The sequence below is a fragment of the Lysinibacillus sp. F12 genome (genome assembly GCF_057773605.1).
Map to the genome: position 1 here is coordinate 1,349,712 of NZ_JBYMLP010000002.1, position 19,956 is coordinate 1,369,667.

Below are 19,956 nucleotides of genomic sequence, written 5' to 3' on the forward strand. Positions count from 1 at the left end.
TTTGATCCGATGACTCGATACATCAATGGGCTTGTATTTAACTCTGACACTCGTAGCTTTGATAAACAGTCGTTCCAAGTGCAAGGGGAATATTTCAAACCAGCAACACATACTGCAGAAAATGAAATAAATTTAGATGGCTATTATATTACGCCTGGCCTAATCGATAGTTGTTCACAAATTGGTTTAGCAGAAATTGGGATTCGTTGGGAAGGTGATGATAGCTATGAATTTGATTCACACTTACAATATTCTGTTATTGATGGCATTTACCCGTTTGATGTAGCCTTTCAAAAGTCTGTCTCACATGGGGTTACAGCATCTCATATTGTTCCCTCCGCTAAAAGCTTAATTGGGGCCAAAACGGCAATCATTCATCATACACATACAACTGTAGATGATATGGTTATTGTAAAAGATGTCGCTTATTCCTTTTCTATTGGACACCAGGCAAAAAGTACATTTTTTGCTGAAAAGAGAAAGCCACTGACTCGCATGGGTATCGCTAAAATCTTAAGGGACACACTCCAACAAATTCAACAGCAGGAGCCCTCCATCCATAAGATTGTTGTGCGGGCGCATAAAGCTGTCGATATTGAACTAATTCATCGACTACAACAAGAATTTACTAACGATTTTGACTTTCATATTATTCATGGCACGGAAATTCCTCTTCTTAAGGAGACAGGTTTCCATACCGTTATTGCTGGCCCGACATTCCGTTATATTGAGCATAATGAGATGCTGGAGCTGTCACCAAAGCTTTATCCTCAGCTATTCACTCAAACAATACCATTTGTTTTTTGTACAGATCACCCTGTTAGTAGCACATCCCATCTAACATTAGAAGGGTGTTTAGCTGTTCGAGAAGGTATGTCCCGCTCGGATGTTCTCTATACATTAACAACAGGAGCTGCTAATTTCCTTGGCATTGACGATAAAATAGGGGCTATTCGTGATGGCCTTTATGCTGATTTTGTGATATGGGATAAGCATCCATTAAATTTAGATGCACAGGTTATCGCAACTTTTATTAAAGGGAAAAAAGTTTATGCAACGGAAGAAGGTATGTCAAAATGAACATTTATCATCATGCAACGTTTCTCACAGTTAATGAACAAAATGATGTTTTTGAACAGCTATGGGTTGAAGATGGACGCATTGTTTATGTAGGGCCAGCCAAAGATATCCCCCCTCATGCGCACTTAATCGATCTACAGGGAGCATATGTCACACCAGGATTAATAGATATCCATGCACATGTTGGAACATGGGCTGAAGTAACCGAAGATATTAATGATGCTAATGAATATAGCGAGCCTTTTACACCGCTTATGCATGCTTTAGACAGTGTTGATATTCGCCATTTCTCCTTCCAGCATGCACTTGCAGGTGGTGTGACAACTGTACAAACTGGTCCGGGAAGTGCCAATGTTATTGGTGGCATTTGGAGTATCCTGAAAACAGCGGGTCCTACCCTTGCTTCTCGCGTCTTAGTAGAACGAAGTGGATTAAAAGGGGCATTAGGGGAAAACCCAAAGAACGTCTTTGGTATTCAATATAAACGAAAGCCAATGACCCGTATGGCGATTGCTCAGCTACTACGTGATGGCTTCCAACGAGCTAGCCTGCTGAATGAACAGGAACAAGCTGAAAAAGTACAACAAAATTCTGAATTACGTCCATTTATTGAGGTACTCCGTGGTGAAATGCCGCTTCGTCTTCACTGCCATAGAGCAGATGATATAATGACCGCTATACGAATTGCCAAGGAATTTAATGTGAAGCTCCATTTAGAGCATTGTACAGAAGGCTATCTGATAGTTGATGCAGTAAAAAATAGTGGATACCATGCAACGCTTGGTCCCTATATGTTAACCCCATCTAAATATGAAACACGTCATTCTTCACCAGCGATTGCTGCCATATTTAAAGAGCATAATATTCCTTTTGCTATCATGACGGATCATCCCTTTGTACCGATTCAGTACTTAAAGTATTGTGCCTCTGAAGCAATACGTTATGGATTAGATGAACAAACAGCCTTAAAAAGCATTACTATACATGCAGCTAAGCTCGTACAGCTTGATCATCGAATTGGTAGTCTTGAGAAAGGTAAGGATGCTGATTTTGTTGTTTGGTCACACCCTATTTTTGAAACCGAAGCGAAGGTCCTACAAACTTATGTAAACGGAGAAAAATATTTCGAAGCGGAGGAAGCACCATGGAAAACTCAAAAATTGCCATTGTAACTATCGGTCAAGCCCCTCGCAAGGATATGGCGGAGGATATTCAGCAATTAAGACATGGGGGTCTACATGTTCATGAATTTGGTGTCCTTGATTCGCTTTCACCATCTGAAATCGCTGCCCTTTCTCCCTCACAGGAAGAAACTGATGTTTTAGTGACTCTCCTGGCAAATAGTCAGCAGGTACGGTTAAGTAAAGCGAAGCTCATGCCCTATATTCAGCAATGCCTTCATGATCTCCAAGACTTTACTTGGATTTTGCTGATGTGTACAGGCGATTTTGCCAATAAACTATCCGTTAAAAATCTTTTGCTTCCGGATAGAATGATGACTAACTTAGTGAAGGGTCTTCATACGGAATTAGCAATTGGTTTAATAGGTCCGGAGCCTGAGCAACAAATAACGGTTGCAGAAAAATGGCAAAAAGCTCATTTTGATGTGAACTACTCTGCAAGTTCACCCTACCGCTTTAATGCACATGATTTATTAGCAAAGGCACAGCAATTAGAATCCGATGGCGCTGATCTGCTCATTCTTGATTGTATGGGCTATTCCACACCTATGAAAAATATGATTAAACATCAGCTAAATATACCTATAATCGTCCCACGTGAAGCTGTTTTTACTATATTAAAGGCAATATGTTAATACCCTCTACTGAGGTGATTGATTTTCACTGAGAGTGGCGACACTCAAAGTGAAAATCAACCTAAGCTGAAATTTCCCCGTTAGACACGCTTGTTAAAATAAGGTAACTGCTCTACAAACGCCTTGGTTTCCTCATCTCCATACTCATGAACTAGTGCATAAATTTTCATCAATCTTAAATCGATTTCATCATTTTCTCTATCTAAATGATATTGAATGTACGGTAACTGAGCACGCCATGCATTGGAGATCTCCAACAACTGCATTTGCTGAAAAATTTTCTCAAAAACATCTAATGCTTGTCGATCCACATTGAGTTCAAAATTCCAAGGTCCTGCATAAGGATTGGTATAATAGGTTCTATTGGCAAGTGAAAAATATACACGTTGACGATCCATCTTTACGATTCACTCCTTTTCCCATAGTATGGAGAGAAAGGTGTTGTTTTATTCCCTGGAATGTCAAACTTCCTTCACAATTAAAATGTCCATATAACTTATAATAAGTATGATGAACAAAGAACGGAGTGAGTATGATGAGTTTAACTACGCTCTTAATCGTCGCAATCATCATCGTTATTATTATCACTATTGCGACAGTTATCAGTGTCAACCGTGCCTATGCCTTTAAACATACCGTTGATGAAAAACCGAAACAAAGCTATCATCAAAAGGAAAACTAGTAGGTCATTCATGATTTATAAATTTTATTAATTGAATTTGGAGTGAAAGCAATGGGTGTGCCATTACCAATTATCGTTATGATTGCTATGATGATGTTAATGTTTGGTCTTTCTGTCATTTTCATTATCAAGAAAAAAAATCATATCTTTACGCAAACAATTGATGCAAAGCCAGAGCAAATTACATCGCAACAAGAGGAAGAACAACGATGAAGTATCCCTTTATTTGGCTCATTAAGTTTTACAGAAAATACATTTCACCTATGACGCCACCTACTTGTCGTTTTCATCCCACATGTTCTTCTTATGGCCTCGAAGCTTTTCAAAAGCATGGGGCGCTAAAAGGATTTATTTTAACCATCACACGTATATCCAAATGCCATCCATTTCATCCTGGTGGCTTTGATCCAGTGCCAGAAAAATGGCCTTCGAAAAAGAATTAATTTTCGGAGGTCATTTTTTCTTGTACTTTTTGAAGTTGTGCGTTATTATAATAACTGTTCTAAAAAATAAATCGTAATGGTTACTATTTAAGAAAGGGATTATATTATATGAAAAAAGTTTATGTATTATTGCTAGTCACAGTTCTTGCCCTGTTTACCGCTGCTTGCGGAGACCAATCATCAACTTCCCAAAAGTCTTCTAATGAGACGGATAAATTAACAATTTATACAACTGTTTATCCTTTAAGCTATTTTGCACAGCGTATTGGGGGTGACTTTGTGGATGTCTCTTCTATTTATCCGGCTGGTGCTAATGAACATACCTTTGAACCAACACAAAAGGATATGATGAAATTAGCAGATGCCAATATCTTTTTCTATATTGGCTTAGGGCTTGAGGGCTTTGTTGAAAATGCTAAAAAGACTTTAGCCAATGAAGATGTCACAATGGTGGCAACTGCTGATAAAGTTTCAGATGAAAAATTAGCTATTAGCACAGGCCATGTTCATGCTGAAGATGATCATCATGAACATGATCATGCTGCAACCGAGGAAGATCACGATCATGCAGAAGAAGAACATGGACATGACGACCATGAGCATGGCGATATCGATCCTCATGTTTGGCTATCTCCAACAATTAGTGAAGATTTAGCACTTGCTATTAAAAATGCATTAGTAGAAAAAATGCCTGCTCAAGAAGCTACTTTTACTCAAAATTACGAAGCATTGGTAAAAGAGTTACAGGATTTAGATCAGGAATTTAAAGTAATGGCTGATCAAGCACAAAATAAAACATTTTTTGTATCTCATGCAGCATTCGGCTATATTGCAGGTCAATATGGGCTAACACAAATACCTATTGCTGGCTTAAATTCTCAAAATGAACCTTCACAAAAAGAACTAACAATGATTGTTGATAAAGCCAATGAATTGCATATTCACCATATTTTATTTGAACAAAATGTTTCCTCTAAATTAGCAGAGGTTATTCAAAAAGAAGTCGGTGCGAAATCACTTATATTGCATAATTTAAGTGTATTAACGACAGACGATGAAAAAAATAAAGAAACTTACTTCACATTGATGAAGAAAAATATTCAAACTTTAGATAAGGCTTTAAGCAATCAATAATTGAAAGAAGGAGGTGCCCCGAAAATGGATGGGACACCTCCTTTATTATGACGTATTTTTCTTGCGGCATTCGTTTTTCTGTTCGCTCAATAGACAAGAACCGCTTATTTGTTTTGGGCACATGGAAATCTTTTGAATGAGGCACTAGGAAAGCCACCATACTTTCTACTAAAATCGTTGCCCATTCATTAAAGTCAAACGGAACTATAGTGTTTGAATCATTTTGATTTTGTGAGACAAGTTTTGTAGGCATCTCCATGAATGGTTTGATAGCCAGCCTATTTTCACCCATTATAGACATCCCCTTATTTGGGTTGAAACCTTCATGCAAAGGGGTTGTTACACTTTGTCTTTTAGTTACTTCCTGCAAGTCTGAATAGTTTTCGCTTGTTGCAGCCGGGAAGCTTGCATAATCCCAGGTATGGTCCTGTGATAATTGCCGATCCGACACTAGGAAATATTGATAACGTACTTCCCCTTTCCGATCAGGTAACGGATCATCCCATGTCACATCGATGTGATACCAATTATGATCAACTTTCACTAATACCCAGGCATGAAGCTGTTCGCCCACTTTTCCAGGGACATATTGCACCTCAAAACCCAGCAATTCTAGCATTCGATAAAGCACTAATGCATATGCCTGGCAGACTCCCTTATTTTCCGTCAGTAGCGTGTAAGGGGAATATTGACTTCCTTCCGTTTCCTTGGAATATTCCGCAGTTAGAACAATAAAATCATGTGCAGCCTGTAATTTTTGTAGGTCACTTAATCCTTGCATAGGTGCAATAATATCCGTCAATGTTTGCTCGACAAATGCTTCTTCACTTGGTGAAAGATGATAGGTAAACGTAAAAGCAATCGCAATTTTATGGTTATAACCATCATACTTCCATTTAAAGCTAGAAATATTAGTATAAATATAAGAGTTTTGAATCGCACCTTTCGTAATGTCTGTTAGTTCATCTTTAATATCAGATATGTCACCAGTATAGTAAATAGAGAATTCCGTTGATAGCTGCATAACTTCTTTATTAATGAGAGATTGTAGTGTTTGAATTGAATGAGCAGTTGCTACATCATCTTTTTCATAGTTTGCAAAAACTTGCACATGACTCATTTGTAGAACAAATAATATAATGACAGCATTATATATATATTTCCTCATATGAGTCATTCTCCTTTACTAAATAGTTTATGCCTCTCTTTTTTTATTATGTTAATGAATGATTAATTTCATGCTAAAAGTTCAATAATTTACAAAATAAAAAGAAGCCTAGCGTTCAATGGGCTTCTTTTTACATTTATTTTATTGTAGTAATTTACGTCTAAGCAGCTTATTAGCTCCGTTTCGTGGAAGACTGTTTGTAATAATAATTTCTTTTGGCAATTTATATTTAGCCAGCTTCTGTCGACAGAAGGCTTGTAATTGTTCGACTGATGCTTGTTTATTTAACACAACAAAGGCAACTGGTACTTGTCCCCATTGCTTATCATCGGCACCACATACGCCCGCCTCCTTAACAGCTGGATGCATAAGCAGAACATTCTCTATTTCTGCGGGATATATATTTTCTCCACCAGAAATTATCAAATCTGCTCTGCGATCTATGACAAATAAATAGCCTTCTTCATCTAGATAACCAATATCTCCGGTATGCAACCAGCCATCTCGCGTGGCGCTTTTTTGTGCAAAACGGCCGATATATCCAGGTGTAACATGGGGCCCTCTAATGCAAATTTCTCCTTCTCCTTGTGCGTTTGGCTCTACAATTTTGATTTGATTAAAAAATAAAGGCTTCCCGGCAGAGCCAATTTTCCGTATCGCATCCTCACTTGCTAATGTAGCTGTTTGTGAGGAGGTTTCTGTCATACCATACGTTTGAGCTACAGCCAAGTTTAACGTATGTGCTCTCGCTAAGTAATCAGCTGGCACCGGTCCTCCACCAGCAAGCATTAATTTAAAACGCGAGGAAGCTTTAGCGTTGTGTTGCTCCAACGTATGTAAGATTCTTTCCAACGTCACAGCTACAACTGACATATGTGTTACTTCACCCTTCATAATATGATGCGTAATAGCGTCTACATCAAAATGATCATATAAATAGACTTGATTGCCATATAACAGCGAACGCACTAATATCGAAAATCCACTAATATGGAATAATGGTACAGCACAAAGCCAAACATCATCAGTCTGTAGACCAATATTTAAAACCGAGGCCGTTGCACTAGCCTGATGGTTGCCTACCGTTTGACGGACGCCCTTTGGAAAGCCTGTTGTCCCAGATGTATACATAATCGTTGTTGTTTGTTCCAAAGGCCATTCCTTTGTTATATCGAATGCACCTTCCTCAACCTTTTCAATCGTTGAAAATAAATAATGAGCCATATTTGCAGGCAACTTATTTACATCCTCATCTGCAATCAATACGGCAACTGCCTCAGAGTCCGTCATTTGGTAACTAAGTTCATCCTGTGACAACCTACGATTTAGCATAACCATCTCACATTGCAGATGCATACAAGCGTACATGGTAATTACAAGCTCAGGTTTACTTGGACCCATAATGGCAATCCGATCTCCCTGCTGTATACCTAGTCCTACTAATTGGCGGGCACGCTTGATAGATAAATCATTCAACTCTTGAAAAGTCCAACTTTGTTCTTTATAAGTTAATGCCTTACGTAACGGTGTTAAATAGGCTCGCTGTATAATCCAATTCGGATACATATTTGTCACTCCAATCACCCTACATCTTAACGCTTTACCCTATCGCTTGTCTATTCATGTTACATTTGCTTTTAAACGTTAGTATTTTGCTTCTATCCTCTTTCCCAGGCATACAAAAAAGCTCGTATCCAAAAAGATACGAGCCTTACACCCTAACTAAATCAAGGGAATCTTGGGAATTGGCCAAAGTCTGGTTGACGTTTTTCTTTGAAAGCGTCGCGACCTTCTTTTGCTTCATCTGTTGTGTAGTAAAGAAGAGTAGCGTCACCAGCCATTTGTTGAAGACCTGCTAAGCCATCTGTATCTGCGTTCATCGCTGCTTTTAAGAAGCGCAATGCAGTTGGTGACATTTGTAGCATTTCTTCACACCATTGAACAGTTTCATCTTCTAATTGGTCATAAGGAACCACTGTATTAACTAAGCCCATATCAAGTGCTTGCTGTGCATCGTATTGACGGCAAAGGTACCAAATTTCACGAGCTTTTTTATGTCCAATAATACGAGCAAGATAGCCTGAGCCGTAACCAGCATCAAATGAACCTACTTTTGGACCTGTTTGTCCAAAGCGAGCGTTGTCAGCAGCAATAGTTAAATCACAAACAACATGTAATACGTGTCCTCCACCAATTGCATAGCCTGCAACCATTGCCACGACAGGTTTTGGGATTACACGGATTAAACGTTGTAAATCAAGAACGTTTAGACGTGGGATTTCATCGTCTCCTACATAGCCACCATGTCCGCGAACTTTTTGATCTCCGCCTGAGCAGAAGGCATGTTCACCTTCACCTGTTAAAATAATTACACCGATATTTTTATCATCGCGTGCACGTGAAAATGCATCAATCATTTCCATAACCGTTTTTGGGCGGAATGCATTACGCACTTCTGGACGATTAATCGTAATTTTTGCGATTCCGTTATAGAACTCATACTTAATATCTTCATAAGTATGTAATGAAGTCCATTGACGTGTCATTGAATTGCCTCCTATATTGTAAATTCGTCTCGTTATTATCGAGGCGCTAACGTAAAAATAATATTACGTTATATACTCCTCTACTATTGTAGCAAACTCAGCGGGATTTTCCACATGAATTGCATGTCCAGCATCAATTACTGTCATATGCCTAACAGTTTTTAATAGCGCTTTCATTTCTAGTGCAATTTTACAAAATTTCTCATCTAATGAACCTGTAATTAGTAGCACAGGTATTTCAAGCTGGTCCATGAGATGCCAATTGGAAGGTTGGGTTCCTGTTCCGATACCTTTTAAGCTTCCTGATAAACCTTCTTCCTTTTGTGAAAGTCTTTCAGCCCGAATGGCCTTTTGCACAGTGTCAGAAAGATGACGCTGTGATGCAAAAAGCGGTATATTCTCCCATGCATTCACAAAAGAGACTAATCCATTGGTGATGATTTTTTGTGCCAATATGTCATCTCGCTCCCTACGTTCACGTCGTTCCTCTACTGTTCGTAAACCAGGAGAAGCACTTTCTAAAATGAGCTTTTGAATCCGATTTGGAAACGTAATGGCATAAGATAATGCAATTCTTCCCCCCATTGAATAGCCCAGCAATGTAAATTTCTCAATATGGAGCTGACAAAACAGTTCCTCTAAGTCCTGTAATTGTTCCTCCATTGAAAAACGCTTAATTTGCTCTGGAGTAGCTGTTTGCCCATGCCCAATTAAATCTATGGCAATAACCCGGACATTCGGTAGTGCTTGTGCTAGATTGTGCCATGTAGCCGTACTCCCTGTAAATCCATGCAAAGCAACTAATGTATGGATACCGTTTTCATTCCATATATCCACATTGGTTTCAAGTCCTCGGATTACTAAGCTCGTCATGCTTTTAGCTCCGCGTTAATACGATTCCATAGCTCTCGATGAGCCTGAACGTTTTCCGCTCTATCTGTAAATATTTCAACTAAGCGTAAAGGACGTTTTTTGACTGATGAAAACTTCCCTGATAATTCAGCTATTGTATCTACACGTACATAATCCATATTATACATATGGGCAATATCTTGGAATTCAAGTGCAGTCGGTGTGCCAAACAGATCCTCATAATGAGCTTCTACTGTTGATTGTGGTAAATAAGAAAAAATTCCTCCACCATCATTATTCATTACAAGAATAGTTAAGTTACATTCTTGGTATCTAGTAGCAATCAGCCCATTTACATCATGTAGAAAAGCTAAATCACCAATCAATAAATAAGTTTCTCGGTCATTTCCTTGACTGAAGCCTAATGCTGTTGATACTACGCCATCAATCCCATTCGTTCCGCGATTCGCAAAGAAACGGATATCCTTTGGTGTTGCTAATAAAAATGTATCAATATCACGCACTGGCATACTACTGCTAACGAATATATCGCTACCATCAGGAATCATTTTCAGTAAACGACTGACCATCGCTCCCTCATCTTTTTCTATTTCCGAATACTGTTCAATATAGGTAGAAGCCAACTGATTAGCTTTTTGCCATTCGGCTAAGTATGATTCCTCAAATGCTGTGTTAGTAAGGGTTAGATGTGTTAACCATTGATCGATATTTGCATGAATAAAATGTGTAGATACGCCCGTAGCATCTCTAAACATAGGATCTTCATCAATAATTACATAAGCACTAGGCTGTGTTTTTGTAATAAATTGCATAATGAATTTTGAAACGGGCTGTGCCCCTATTCGTAAAACTGTATCTGGCTGAACAAGTGCCTTAAAATCCTCACTCTTCATAATGGCATCATAGGTAGTCACGAGATATGGTAAGCAATCCTCTGGTACAGCTGCACGCATATTTGACAAGCTTTCCACTATGACTGGCCATTTCAACTGACGCACAAATTCCCAGAGAAATGCTAGATCCGTACCAAGAGCTAATTCTCCAACAATCATAAAGCCTTTTCTAGTCGAATTTAAAATAGAGGAAAGTTCCTGCATAGCAGAGGTTGTAGGGATTAATTGTCCCATACTGCTATGTTTAAATGTCATGGTTGGCAATTCATCCTGTAAATCAATTAATAAAGGCTCTCGGAATGGAACATTCAAATGCACTGGCCCAAAAGGTGCACTTGTTGCAATTGCCACTGCCCGCGCTATATGACGTTCGATAAAAGGCAATGTGGGAGCAGCACCATCTGCTAATGGAAAATCAACACTCCATTTCACATGTGAACCATATAGATGAGGCTGATTAATGGTCTGTGGTGCGCCTACCTCACGTAATTCATGTGGTCGATCAGCCGTAATGATAATCAGTGGTACACGGGCATAGCTAGCCTCAACAATTGCTGGAAAGTAGTTTGCTGCCGCTGTACCAGACGTACATAAGAGGACAACAGGCTTAGCAGTAGCTTTCGCAAGCCCTAAAGCAAAGAAAGCAGCTGAGCGCTCATCTACTTGACGATACATTTTTATTTGTTTTGTAGAAGCGACGGCGTAGGCAAGAGGTGTTGAACGCGAGCCTGGGCTAACAACAACATTTTCTACTCCTACTTGTACTAATGACGCAACCATTTTATATACATAATCTGTTAAATTTTTTCGTTCACTCATGTAATTGTCCCCCTAGCGCACGAAGCATTGGACGGAATTTCACTAATGTTTCATCATATTCAGATTGTGGCTCTGAATCCGCTACAATACCACCACCAGCATATAAATAAGCTTTATCGTGAAGCAATGCCGCTGACCGTATCGCGACTGCAAATTCACCGTTTCCCTCTGCATCCAACCAGCCGATTGGCGCAGCATACAAGCCTCGATTCATCGGTTCATACTTACGTATAGCTGCCAACGCTTCCATACGTGGTACACCACCTAATGCTGGGGTGGGATGTAAAGTTTTAGTGAGTTGTAATATTGTAGCATCCTTATTTAGTTGTCCTTCAATAGGTGTATATAAATGCTGAATATCTCGTATTTTTAATAGACGAGGACTTTCAGGAAGGTTTATATCCACACAATTTTTTCGGAATGTGTCTGCTATCATATCGACAACATATTGGTGTTCTCCTCCGTTTTTTGGATCGTGTAACAAGCTTTGTCCATAAGCTTCATCTTCTTCTGCTGTTTTTCCTCGCTTAATTGAACCGGCAACACATGAAGAAAAGGCTCGACCATCCTCCACTTTTACAAGACGCTCAGGCGATGCTCCGAAGAACAAAAGATGTTCATGCTCTAAGCCGAACAAATAACTTTCTGGTTGTTCATGGATAATTTGTGATAACACTTGTGGAGCAGTTACTTGCTCTTTAAATTGCAGTGCAAGTGATCGTGCAATAACAACCTTATCCGCTTTCTTTTGCTTAATTAAAGCTGTCACTTGGTCTATAGAAGCTAAATAAGGCTCTTTATAAGGCTCAAAGTAGCTTGATATTTCAGGCTTTGAATACGTTTTCACTTCTTTAACCTGTGCTGCATGAACTAAATAATCTCGCTCTTTTCTTAATGCCTCAAACTGAGCCTCACCATCCTGATCCTGTGTCAGAAGATGAATACTCACATATGCCTTTTCATCCCGTATAACAAGCTGAAATGTTGCTAATGCAAAATAAGCCTCTGGAAAACCCGTCCATTCCCCAGCAACATTATTCTGTGGATCAAATGTAAAGCCCCCGAACAAAATAGGTTGGAGCTCACGTTGTCCTTTCAGACAATTTTTCGTTAAATTTTTCCATTCAGCTTCTACAGCATCAAAACGTTCATTTTTTTTATTATTTTGAATGGTATGGGCATGTCCTAGCCCAACTAAAGTCATTGTTTTTTCTCTATTTTGCCAATAAAATCGTTCACCTTTATAGCACTCTTCACCTGCTGTATAAAACGCTAATGCAGACAGGTGACTCACTTCCATTGTTTCCATATAAAAATGAAGGCTTTGGCCCAAAGAGTCCACTTCTACTTCTGTGGCTTGGTACCACTTCTGTTGCATGAAAATTACCTCCGTTGTTGCAATGTACATAATCAATGATGGCGAAATTACATCATTTTTGGGGCTGGCAACCGTGTCATTCGTACTGTTGCTATTCACCCTATTTTTATTTTCAGTTCATAAATGCATGTTCTATTGTATCACTTTTTTTCATTTTACAGTATGTAATAAGCTGTGAACCTACCCATTTTCTCAATCTTCGTTTAAAATAAGAAGAGTCGACAACATTTGAAGGAGAGAAAGACCTTATGACCAAAGTCATTGAAGCTGATAGGGGTATTAAAGTTTGGTGGCATTTAACACGTCCACATACTTTAACCGCTTCATTTGTTCCAGTATTCCTAGGAACAGCAATTGCACTAGCAATTGAAAAAGAAACAATTGATTTTGGACTATTTTTTGCTATGCTCATTGCAAGTATGCTTATTCAAGCAGCAACGAATATGTTCAATGAATATTATGATTACAAATTAGGATTAGATAACGAGCATTCTGTCGGAATTGGCGGTACGATTGTCCGTCATGGTGTACAACCAAAAACGATCATGATGATTGCGCTAAGCTTCTATGCTATTGCCATGCTACTTGGCATTTACATATGTGCCTCAACATCTTGGTGGCTAGCTGCTGTTGGACTAGTTTGTATGCTAATTGGTTTCTTATATACAGGTGGTCCATACCCAATAGCCTATTCACCTTTTGGCGAAATAGTTTCTGGGGCAGTAATGGGAATGGGAATCGTTTTGATTGCTTTCTATATTCAAACGCTTACAGTAACACTTGATGCCGTTTTACTTTCCGTTCCAAGTATGATTTTAGTTGGTGCTATTATGCTATCCAATAATATTCGTGATATTGTTGGCGATACAGAAGGTGGACGCAAAACACTGGCTATTTTAGTAGGACGTGATAATGCAATCTCCGTGCTATCAGGATTTTTTATTGTATCCTACCTATGGGTAATCGCCCTTGTTGCAATTGATGGCATTACTTTTTGGGCTTTGATTATTTTCTTAAGTATTCCTAAACCATTACGTGCCATTCAAATATTCAGAGATAAAAAAGAAGCCAAAGAAGTGATGCCTGCGATGAAATATACAGCGCAAACGAATACAATCTTCGGCTTCCTATTAGGAATTGGTTTATTAATTGATTATTTCTTTTAAAAAGTGCGGCAGCCTTAACGGGTTGCTGCTTTTTTTACATAGCGTTTGAAATTCTGACTAGCGATTCCTTGTACTTCTTCTGCTGAAAAGCGAGTTCGTAATGCCTCTAATAAATTTTGAGCCTCTCCCGCATGAGCTAATCCTTTTACGGTCACACCTATGCCATCAAAATCTGATCCTAACCCTATATGCTCCACACCTACTAAGTGGGCTAAATGCTCCACATGATCAACCAATTGTTCCAGCGTTGCATCTTGTTCACTAATAAAGAGTGGAAAATAAACAACATGGATATGCCCTCCATGTTTTACAAGAGCCTTCGCTTGTGCATCTGTTAAATTACGAGGATGATCACATAATGCTCGTGCATTACTATGACTAGCAATAATATGCTTCGCTAATGGCAACACATCCCAAAAACTTTGTTCGTTTAGATGGGAGACGTCAATTATTATATCACGGTCATTTAATACTTGAATGACTTCTTTACCAAATGGCTTCAATCCAAGACTTGCCTCTTGCTCAGCTCCATGGGCAACAGCATTTTCTTCATTCCACGTTAAACCTACTAATTTGACGCCTGCATCAAGTACAGCAGTTAGCTTTGTTAAATCTTCGCCAATAGCACCACAGCCTTCTAAGCTTAAGATAGCTCCTATTTCATGGGGAGCTAATAGCTCTAACTGTGCCCAATCTGTAATATGCACCATGCCCTCTGTTTGTAAAACATGAGTATGAAATGCTTCCATTTGACGTATGACTTCAAGAAATTGCTGATTTTGCGGGATTTCAGGGTCAATAAAGATGGCGAATACCTGTGCTTTTATTTGCCCTAATTGCAGTCTTTTATGATTGACATGCATACGTACATCCTCTGCAAAACTTGCCGCTTCAAGCGTTGTTAATTTCAACAGTGCATCACAATGTAAATCAATAATGTTCATCTTCTCACCTCTACAGCTATTATACTGCTTTGGTAAGGAAAATACTTACTGACTTTTGTCCTGTGGTGTATCAGAAGAGCCAAATTCTTCAAGCTCAATAAAATCATCCGATCTTGGTGTTGAAGAGAGCACATCCTCTTCCACTGGTCGTAAATTATCCTCTTTCTTTTCCGCATGTTCGACACATGTCAAAGCCTGCGGCATAGCCTCTAAACGTCCAATTGGAATCTCTTTACCACAGACAGCACATTTGCCATATGTTCCGTCTACCATTGCTTGAAGAGCTTCTTTTATTTCCTCTGCATTGTCACCACGATGCTCGTCAATAGCCATTTCTGTGAGCTGATCCGTTAAATCACTGGCATTATCAGCAGGATGATTATCATAATTAGATAGCTCTGTCGCTTGGGGACGCTCTGATTCATCTATTCGCTTTTCGATTTCTTGTAATTCTTGCTCTAATTGCCTTTTTAATTTTTTCATAACTTGTTGATCCAAAAAAATCTCCTCCTTATGCTTTCATTTTTTCCTAATTTATTATTTCTAAAACATCAGCATAAGGAAGGTTTATTTATTTATATTTTTATTTATTCGTATACGCTACGATTGCATCATGTAAATACTGCGCAGCTCCCACTACACTACGCTCGTCGTAATAAGCGGTGAACCGTTCATCCGCAATATACATTTGAGCGAGTCCTACATGTGCCTCTTTAGAATATTCTTTCCATGTAAAGCTCAGCCATCGTTTATGGAGCTCCGCAACTTCCATCGCAACTTCATTTGTTGCGTCTCCCACCCCTATTGCTTCTGTTAAACGCTCAAACATTTGCTGCTCCAATTGCTGCATTGCCTGAAACTGTTCCTCTGTCATATTCATAAGCTTAGCATTCGAAGCATCTACGGTTTTGTCTCCATATTTGGCACGGATTTCTTGACCATACTTATTTTCGTTATCCTCAACTAACTTTTCTTTAAATCCATTAAATTTTTCTTCATTTGACATAGGTTTTTCCCCCTCAATTGATAGTATCGTTTTTTCTACCGTCTGTAAGATCGTCTCAAGCTGTTCTTTTCGTTTAAGCAGAGCAGCTCTATGTGACTTTAGCGCCTTGAAATGTTGAAAATGAGGAGCTTGAATAATATCCTGAATAGTTGCTAGCTTCATATCCAACGCTCGGTAAAATAAAATCTGCTGTAGCAGATCAACTTCCGCTTGACCGTAAAATCGATAACCTGCCTCATTGGTTCTTGCTGGCTTCAGTAGTCCAATTTCATCGTAATAGCGCAGACTTCTCGTACTTACCCCAGACAATTGGGCAAGCTCTTGAATTGTATATTCCATGTTTTCACCTCCATTAATGCTACTGTAAACTTTGACGCAACGTTAAGGTCAATAGGCAAATTAAAATTATTTCCCCCTCCCTAAAATCATCCTCTCCATTCATACAATTCCATAACTACCTATAAATCTATAATTTTTAACCGATAAAAATAGTAAATATTTCACAGGAGGGTAATAGGATGAAATGTCCGAATTGTCAGCATGAAAATCTAAATGACAGTAAATTTTGCTCAGGTTGTGGTACTAAATTGACTAATTCATCATCAAAACAAGGTGTCCCAGCATGGGCCATTATTGTATTGTCCGTCTGTTTCATTGCAATTGGTGGGCTAGGCTATGCGTACTGGGACTTTTTCTCAAATAAAAATTCAGCCACTTACTCAGAAATAAACGGCAATCAGAATTTAGAGACACAGATACAACAAGTTTCCTCTGAGGAACTGACGAAAAAGCAAGAGGCTCATGCACAGCAGGTTGATCGCGTTACTCTTATAAAGGAAATTCAGCAAAAGGTATTCACCATCCTAACGAACAATGCGCAAGGTTCAGGCTTCCTCTATAAAAAAGGAGGGTATGTTATTACTAATGCGCATGTTGTGCAAGGTGCAGTCGAAGTAATGGTTCGTAACTCTGTGGGTCAAGAATCACCTGGTACTGTAGTCGGTATATCTAATCGTTATGATATAGCTTTAATACATGTTCCTAACTATCAAGACAAACCCCCATTAGGAATTGAAACAACAGAATCACCTATTGGCTTAGAGGTCATTGCTTTCGGAAGTCCACAAGGCTTTGAAAATTCAGCTTCCATTGGCTATATAACAGGTAATAAACGTGATATGAAACTTGAAAATTTTATATACAAACAAATATATCAGGTCGATGCTCAAATTGATAAAGGTAGTAGTGGGGGGCCATTGGTGGATGTTAATACAGGAAATGTAATTGGCATTAACTCACTACTTTACACAACCGAAACAAGTACACACTTCGCCTTCTCTATCCCTCTTTACAGTATGGTAGATCAATTTGATGGTTGGATTGCTCAGCCTCTTTCTGCAAATGAGGTTCTTTCTGTTGCTAATCTATACGAAAATAATCAACAACCTGTTAGTAAATCAGATATTACTAATGAAACGGACAATTTGTTAGCAGGTCAATTCGTACAAGCATTCCGCCTATACTATGAAATGGCTCTTAATGAGGGGGATTTTTATTGGATTGCCGATATGCTTGCGCCTAGTAGTTCTGCTTATAAAGAACTAGAAAAATATATTAATGAGATTGCGTATCAAGGCAACTACTTCTATTTTACAAACAATGAAGTACTTGATGTACAATATTCGAACGGCCAATACTATGTGGATATGAATGAAACCTTTGATTTCTATGATGCCCAAGGTAATTATCAATTTTACGATCGGTATAAGACGTATACTGTGATCACAGATGAATACGGTGCTTATAAAATTGCCACTATTAAAATTCACTAATATCATCTTTTTTTACAATGAAAGCCATCGAGAGTGAACTTCTCGATGGCTTTCGTCTAAATTACTATTGATATTTTCCATGCCACACTATTTGTCGATAATTTTCTTTATCCGTGTCACCCTCTGTATTAATTAATAATACTCTCGAAGCGCTATTTAACTGTAACGTATCTTTTAATTGTCTATAACGATTATTTGTCATGATTTCATAAAAACAACCAAATGGAGCTGCTCCCGATTCTCCTGCTACAATGCGTGTATCTGTGTTCAATGGATTACCAAGGATACGCATTCCTGTTGCTGCTACTTCTTCCCCGCAACTAATGCTTACTTTCGTATAGGCATTTAACAGTTGCCATGCCTGAGGATTCGGTTCGCCGCACGCAAGCCCTGCCATTATCGTTTGCATGTCGCCACCAACAGTTATAAATTCATTGGTTCCTGCTTTAAAGCTTTCATAATAACAATTAGCTACATGTGGCTCTACTAAAACAATAGTAATTTCATGCTCATAGTATTGTCTTAAAAAGGCAACGACTGCTGCTGCAAAAGACCCTACTCCGGCTTGTAAAAACACATGGGTTGGAGCTTGTTCTATCTCTTCAACAACCTCTTGTATTAGAATTGTATAGCCCTGCATAATCCATAATGGGATTTCCTCATAGCCATCCCACATTGTATCCTGAATTAAAACCCAACCATGTTCTTTAGCAAGGTGTGAAGTATAACGAACCGTATCATCATAATTCATTGCCGTAATTTCAGCATGGGCTCCCTCATTTATAATGTTTTGTAATCGTTCCTTGGCGCTACCAGCAGGCATATAGATTCGTGCTTGAAAACCTAGCTCTCGAGCTGCCCAAGCTACCCCACGACCATGGTTCCCATCTGTTGTTGAAATAAAGGTTAACTCTCCCAACTGATCTTTTATTTTGGATGACTTTAATTGTTCAAATGAAAGATCTTCAATATCTTTATTGAGCAGATTGGCAACATATTGTGCGATAGCATAAACGCCTCCTAGTACTTTAAAGGCATTCAAACCAAATCGAAACGATTCATCTTTTATCCAGATTTTTTCTACATCTAAATAAGAAGCTAATGATGCTAAATGATGGAGTGGTGTCTTTTCAAACTTCTCATATGTACGTTGGAATTGACTAACTTTCTTTACTTGTTCAAGTGTAAAATTCGAAAGTAAGGCTGTTATTTGTCCGTCATTATCTTGGCCTACATCATGTTGATTAGGAATCCATTTTAATTTTTCTCTCATATCTCTCCCCCTCTCTCCACATCTTAGTCTATCTCTCTAAAAAATACAAAATGCTCTTACTATCTAACGTAGGAAATAAAAAAACTATACACTCACCTTATTTCCATGAATGTATAGCTTATCCATTAATTATTTCGCAAAGATTTCTTCTACTTGATCTAGCATAATAGCAGCAGCTAAAATTCCTCCAGCTGTACTCCAAATGACATCATCTACTTTATGTGCATTGCCTTTTTGTACAGCAGAAAGGTTTTTCCAAAGAGGATCTCTGTCCACTCTTGTTCAGTTGCTAATGCTGAATCATCACCTATTGGCATGTATGTGAAGAAGAAAATAACATTCCCATCCATTTGGGGGATTACTTCTTTCCCTACCTCTACTGCTAAGTTTTCTAGCTTTTCAGTTCATAAAAAAAGTGCAGTAGATGTAAATTCATCTACTGCACTTAGTATGACCCGTACGGGATTCGAACCCGTGTTACCGCCGTGAAAGGGCGGTGTCTTAACCACTTGACCAACGGGCCGATGGCGGAGAAGGAGGGATTTGAACCCTCGCGCCGGTTACCCGACCTACACCCTTAGCAGGGGCGCCTCTTCAGCCTCTTGAGTACTTCCCCATAAAAAATGGCTCCGAAGGCAGGACTCGAACCTGCGACAACCTGATTAACAGTCAGGTGCTACTACCAACTGAGCTACTTCGGAATATTGGTGGGCCTAAATGGACTCGAACCATCGACCTCACGCTTATCAGGCGTGCGCTCTAACCAGCTGAGCTATAGGCCCTTGGAGCGGGTGATGGGAATCGAACCCACGACATCAGCTTGGAAGGCTGAGGTTTTACCATTAAACTACACCCGCATAAATGGTGGGTCAGGACGGAATCGAACCGCCGACACTTAGAGCT

20 protein-coding genes, 5 tRNA genes and 1 pseudogene are annotated in these 19,956 nt (G+C 39.0%); 9 read left to right on the forward strand and 17 right to left on the reverse strand.

Features of this window, described 5'->3' with window-relative positions; genetic code table 11:
• Positions 1–9: 9 nt before the first annotated feature.
• The 3 genes from AC3CH7_RS13660 to AC3CH7_RS13670 are packed head-to-tail and all read left to right on the forward strand — an operon-like array spanning position 10 to position 2,896.
• Complete coding sequence (locus tag AC3CH7_RS13660) at positions 10–1,080, forward strand: amidohydrolase family protein (RefSeq protein ID WP_031416451.1); 1,071 nt, start codon at positions 10–12, stop codon at positions 1,078–1,080.
• Positions 1,077–2,252: an amidohydrolase gene (locus AC3CH7_RS13665; RefSeq protein ID WP_012295754.1), complete on the forward strand. Its 1,176-nt coding sequence runs from the start codon at positions 1,077–1,079 to the stop codon at positions 2,250–2,252. The genes AC3CH7_RS13660 and AC3CH7_RS13665 overlap by 4 nt, the downstream gene beginning before the upstream one ends.
• Positions 2,225–2,896 carry an AroM family protein gene (locus AC3CH7_RS13670; RefSeq protein WP_036164707.1) on the forward strand — a complete coding sequence of 224 codons (672 nt, stop codon included), beginning with the start codon at positions 2,225–2,227 and terminating at the stop codon, positions 2,894–2,896. The genes AC3CH7_RS13665 and AC3CH7_RS13670 overlap by 28 nt, the downstream gene beginning before the upstream one ends.
• An 80-nt stretch (positions 2,897–2,976) precedes the next feature.
• On the opposite strand, the gene AC3CH7_RS13675 is transcribed toward AC3CH7_RS13670, so the two are convergent.
• Positions 2,977–3,294, reverse strand: coding sequence for a hypothetical protein (locus tag AC3CH7_RS13675; RefSeq protein ID WP_012295756.1), 318 nt, complete (start codon positions 3,292–3,294; stop codon positions 2,977–2,979).
• Positions 3,295–3,431: 137 nt separating this feature from the next.
• Here AC3CH7_RS13675 and ytzI point away from each other — a divergent pair, with 137 nt between their 5' ends.
• The 4 genes from ytzI to AC3CH7_RS13695 all read left to right on the forward strand — a co-directional run bounded on the left by ytzI (position 3,432) and on the right by AC3CH7_RS13695 (position 5,155).
• Positions 3,432–3,578: a YtzI protein gene (gene ytzI / locus AC3CH7_RS13680; protein ID WP_099805798.1), complete on the forward strand. Its 147-nt coding sequence runs from the start codon at positions 3,432–3,434 to the stop codon at positions 3,576–3,578.
• Between the two features lie 51 nt (positions 3,579–3,629).
• Complete coding sequence (locus AC3CH7_RS13685) at positions 3,630–3,791, forward strand: hypothetical protein (RefSeq protein WP_171821096.1); 162 nt, start codon at positions 3,630–3,632, stop codon at positions 3,789–3,791.
• Complete coding sequence (gene yidD, locus AC3CH7_RS13690) at positions 3,788–4,021, forward strand: membrane protein insertion efficiency factor YidD (RefSeq protein WP_008180348.1); 234 nt, start codon at positions 3,788–3,790, stop codon at positions 4,019–4,021. The genes AC3CH7_RS13685 and yidD overlap by 4 nt, the downstream gene beginning before the upstream one ends.
• A 108-nt stretch (positions 4,022–4,129) precedes the next feature.
• Complete coding sequence (locus AC3CH7_RS13695) at positions 4,130–5,155, forward strand: metal ABC transporter solute-binding protein, Zn/Mn family (protein ID WP_207889384.1); 1,026 nt, start codon at positions 4,130–4,132, stop codon at positions 5,153–5,155.
• Here AC3CH7_RS13695 and AC3CH7_RS13700 read toward each other — a convergent pair.
• The 6 genes from AC3CH7_RS13700 to AC3CH7_RS13725 form a co-directional block, all read right to left on the reverse strand.
• Positions 5,100–6,323: a transglutaminase domain-containing protein gene (locus tag AC3CH7_RS13700; protein WP_051563301.1), complete on the reverse strand. Its 1,224-nt coding sequence runs from the start codon at positions 6,321–6,323 to the stop codon at positions 5,100–5,102. The two genes, AC3CH7_RS13695 and AC3CH7_RS13700, sit on opposite strands and share 56 nt — an antisense overlap.
• Before the next feature lie 141 nt (positions 6,324–6,464).
• Positions 6,465–7,889 (reverse strand): o-succinylbenzoate--CoA ligase, encoded by a 1,425-nt coding sequence (locus tag AC3CH7_RS13705; RefSeq protein ID WP_036162348.1) that lies wholly within the window; start codon positions 7,887–7,889, stop codon positions 6,465–6,467.
• 161 nt (positions 7,890–8,050) lie between these two features.
• On the reverse strand, positions 8,051–8,869 hold the full coding sequence (menB, locus tag AC3CH7_RS13710; protein ID WP_008180343.1) for a 1,4-dihydroxy-2-naphthoyl-CoA synthase: 819 nt from the start codon (positions 8,867–8,869) through the stop codon (positions 8,051–8,053).
• A gap of 63 nt (positions 8,870–8,932) precedes the next feature.
• Positions 8,933–9,742, reverse strand: coding sequence for a 2-succinyl-6-hydroxy-2,4-cyclohexadiene-1-carboxylate synthase (gene menH, locus AC3CH7_RS13715; protein ID WP_036217544.1), 810 nt, complete (start codon positions 9,740–9,742; stop codon positions 8,933–8,935).
• Positions 9,739–11,454 carry a 2-succinyl-5-enolpyruvyl-6-hydroxy-3-cyclohexene-1-carboxylic-acid synthase gene (menD, locus tag AC3CH7_RS13720; protein ID WP_012295764.1) on the reverse strand — a complete coding sequence of 572 codons (1,716 nt, stop codon included), beginning with the start codon at positions 11,452–11,454 and terminating at the stop codon, positions 9,739–9,741. The genes menH and menD overlap by 4 nt, the downstream gene beginning before the upstream one ends.
• The gene (locus tag AC3CH7_RS13725) at positions 11,447–12,832 is read right to left on the reverse strand and encodes an isochorismate synthase (RefSeq protein ID WP_031416459.1); all 1,386 of its coding nucleotides are present in this window, start codon (positions 12,830–12,832) and stop codon (positions 11,447–11,449) included. Before AC3CH7_RS13725 ends, menD begins: the two co-directional genes overlap by 8 nt.
• Positions 12,833–13,080: 248 nt before the next feature.
• Between AC3CH7_RS13725 and AC3CH7_RS13730 the strand changes: the two genes are divergently transcribed.
• Positions 13,081–13,998 carry a 1,4-dihydroxy-2-naphthoate polyprenyltransferase gene (locus AC3CH7_RS13730; protein ID WP_012295768.1) on the forward strand — a complete coding sequence of 306 codons (918 nt, stop codon included), beginning with the start codon at positions 13,081–13,083 and terminating at the stop codon, positions 13,996–13,998.
• Between the two features lie 14 nt (positions 13,999–14,012).
• Here the strand turns inward: AC3CH7_RS13730 and AC3CH7_RS13735 are convergent, their stop codons facing one another.
• The 3 genes from AC3CH7_RS13735 to AC3CH7_RS13745 all read right to left on the reverse strand — a co-directional run bounded on the left by AC3CH7_RS13735 (position 14,013) and on the right by AC3CH7_RS13745 (position 16,287).
• Positions 14,013–14,942, reverse strand: coding sequence for a dipeptidase (locus AC3CH7_RS13735; RefSeq protein WP_031416461.1), 930 nt, complete (start codon positions 14,940–14,942; stop codon positions 14,013–14,015).
• 45 nt (positions 14,943–14,987) lie between these two features.
• Positions 14,988–15,440 (reverse strand): TraR/DksA C4-type zinc finger protein, encoded by a 453-nt coding sequence (locus tag AC3CH7_RS13740; protein WP_012295770.1) that lies wholly within the window; start codon positions 15,438–15,440, stop codon positions 14,988–14,990.
• A gap of 85 nt (positions 15,441–15,525) precedes the next feature.
• The gene (locus AC3CH7_RS13745) at positions 15,526–16,287 is read right to left on the reverse strand and encodes a MerR family transcriptional regulator (RefSeq protein ID WP_099805795.1); all 762 of its coding nucleotides are present in this window, start codon (positions 16,285–16,287) and stop codon (positions 15,526–15,528) included.
• A gap of 179 nt (positions 16,288–16,466) precedes the next feature.
• Here AC3CH7_RS13745 and AC3CH7_RS13750 point away from each other — a divergent pair, with 179 nt between their 5' ends.
• Positions 16,467–17,780 (forward strand): trypsin-like peptidase domain-containing protein, encoded by a 1,314-nt coding sequence (locus tag AC3CH7_RS13750; protein WP_012295772.1) that lies wholly within the window; start codon positions 16,467–16,469, stop codon positions 17,778–17,780.
• 64 nt (positions 17,781–17,844) lie between these two features.
• On the opposite strand, the gene AC3CH7_RS13755 is transcribed toward AC3CH7_RS13750, so the two are convergent.
• From AC3CH7_RS13755 to AC3CH7_RS13785, 7 genes and pseudogenes are all read right to left on the reverse strand, one after another.
• Positions 17,845–19,053 carry a diaminopropionate ammonia-lyase gene (locus AC3CH7_RS13755; protein ID WP_488381787.1) on the reverse strand — a complete coding sequence of 403 codons (1,209 nt, stop codon included), beginning with the start codon at positions 19,051–19,053 and terminating at the stop codon, positions 17,845–17,847.
• Between the two features lie 129 nt (positions 19,054–19,182).
• Positions 19,183–19,451, reverse strand: a pseudogene (locus AC3CH7_RS13760) (iron siderophore-binding protein); the annotation flags it as partial.
• A gap of 53 nt (positions 19,452–19,504) precedes the next feature.
• Positions 19,505–19,576, reverse strand: a tRNA-Glu gene (locus AC3CH7_RS13765).
• 2 nt (positions 19,577–19,578) lie between these two features.
• Positions 19,579–19,669: transfer RNA gene (locus AC3CH7_RS13770), tRNA-Ser, on the reverse strand.
• 8 nt (positions 19,670–19,677) lie between these two features.
• A tRNA-Asn gene (locus tag AC3CH7_RS13775) sits at positions 19,678–19,754 on the reverse strand.
• A gap of 4 nt (positions 19,755–19,758) precedes the next feature.
• Positions 19,759–19,835: transfer RNA gene (locus AC3CH7_RS13780), tRNA-Ile, on the reverse strand.
• 1 nt (position 19,836) lies between these two features.
• Positions 19,837–19,910 (reverse strand) — tRNA-Gly (locus AC3CH7_RS13785).
• Between the last annotated feature and the right edge of the window lie 46 nt (positions 19,911–19,956).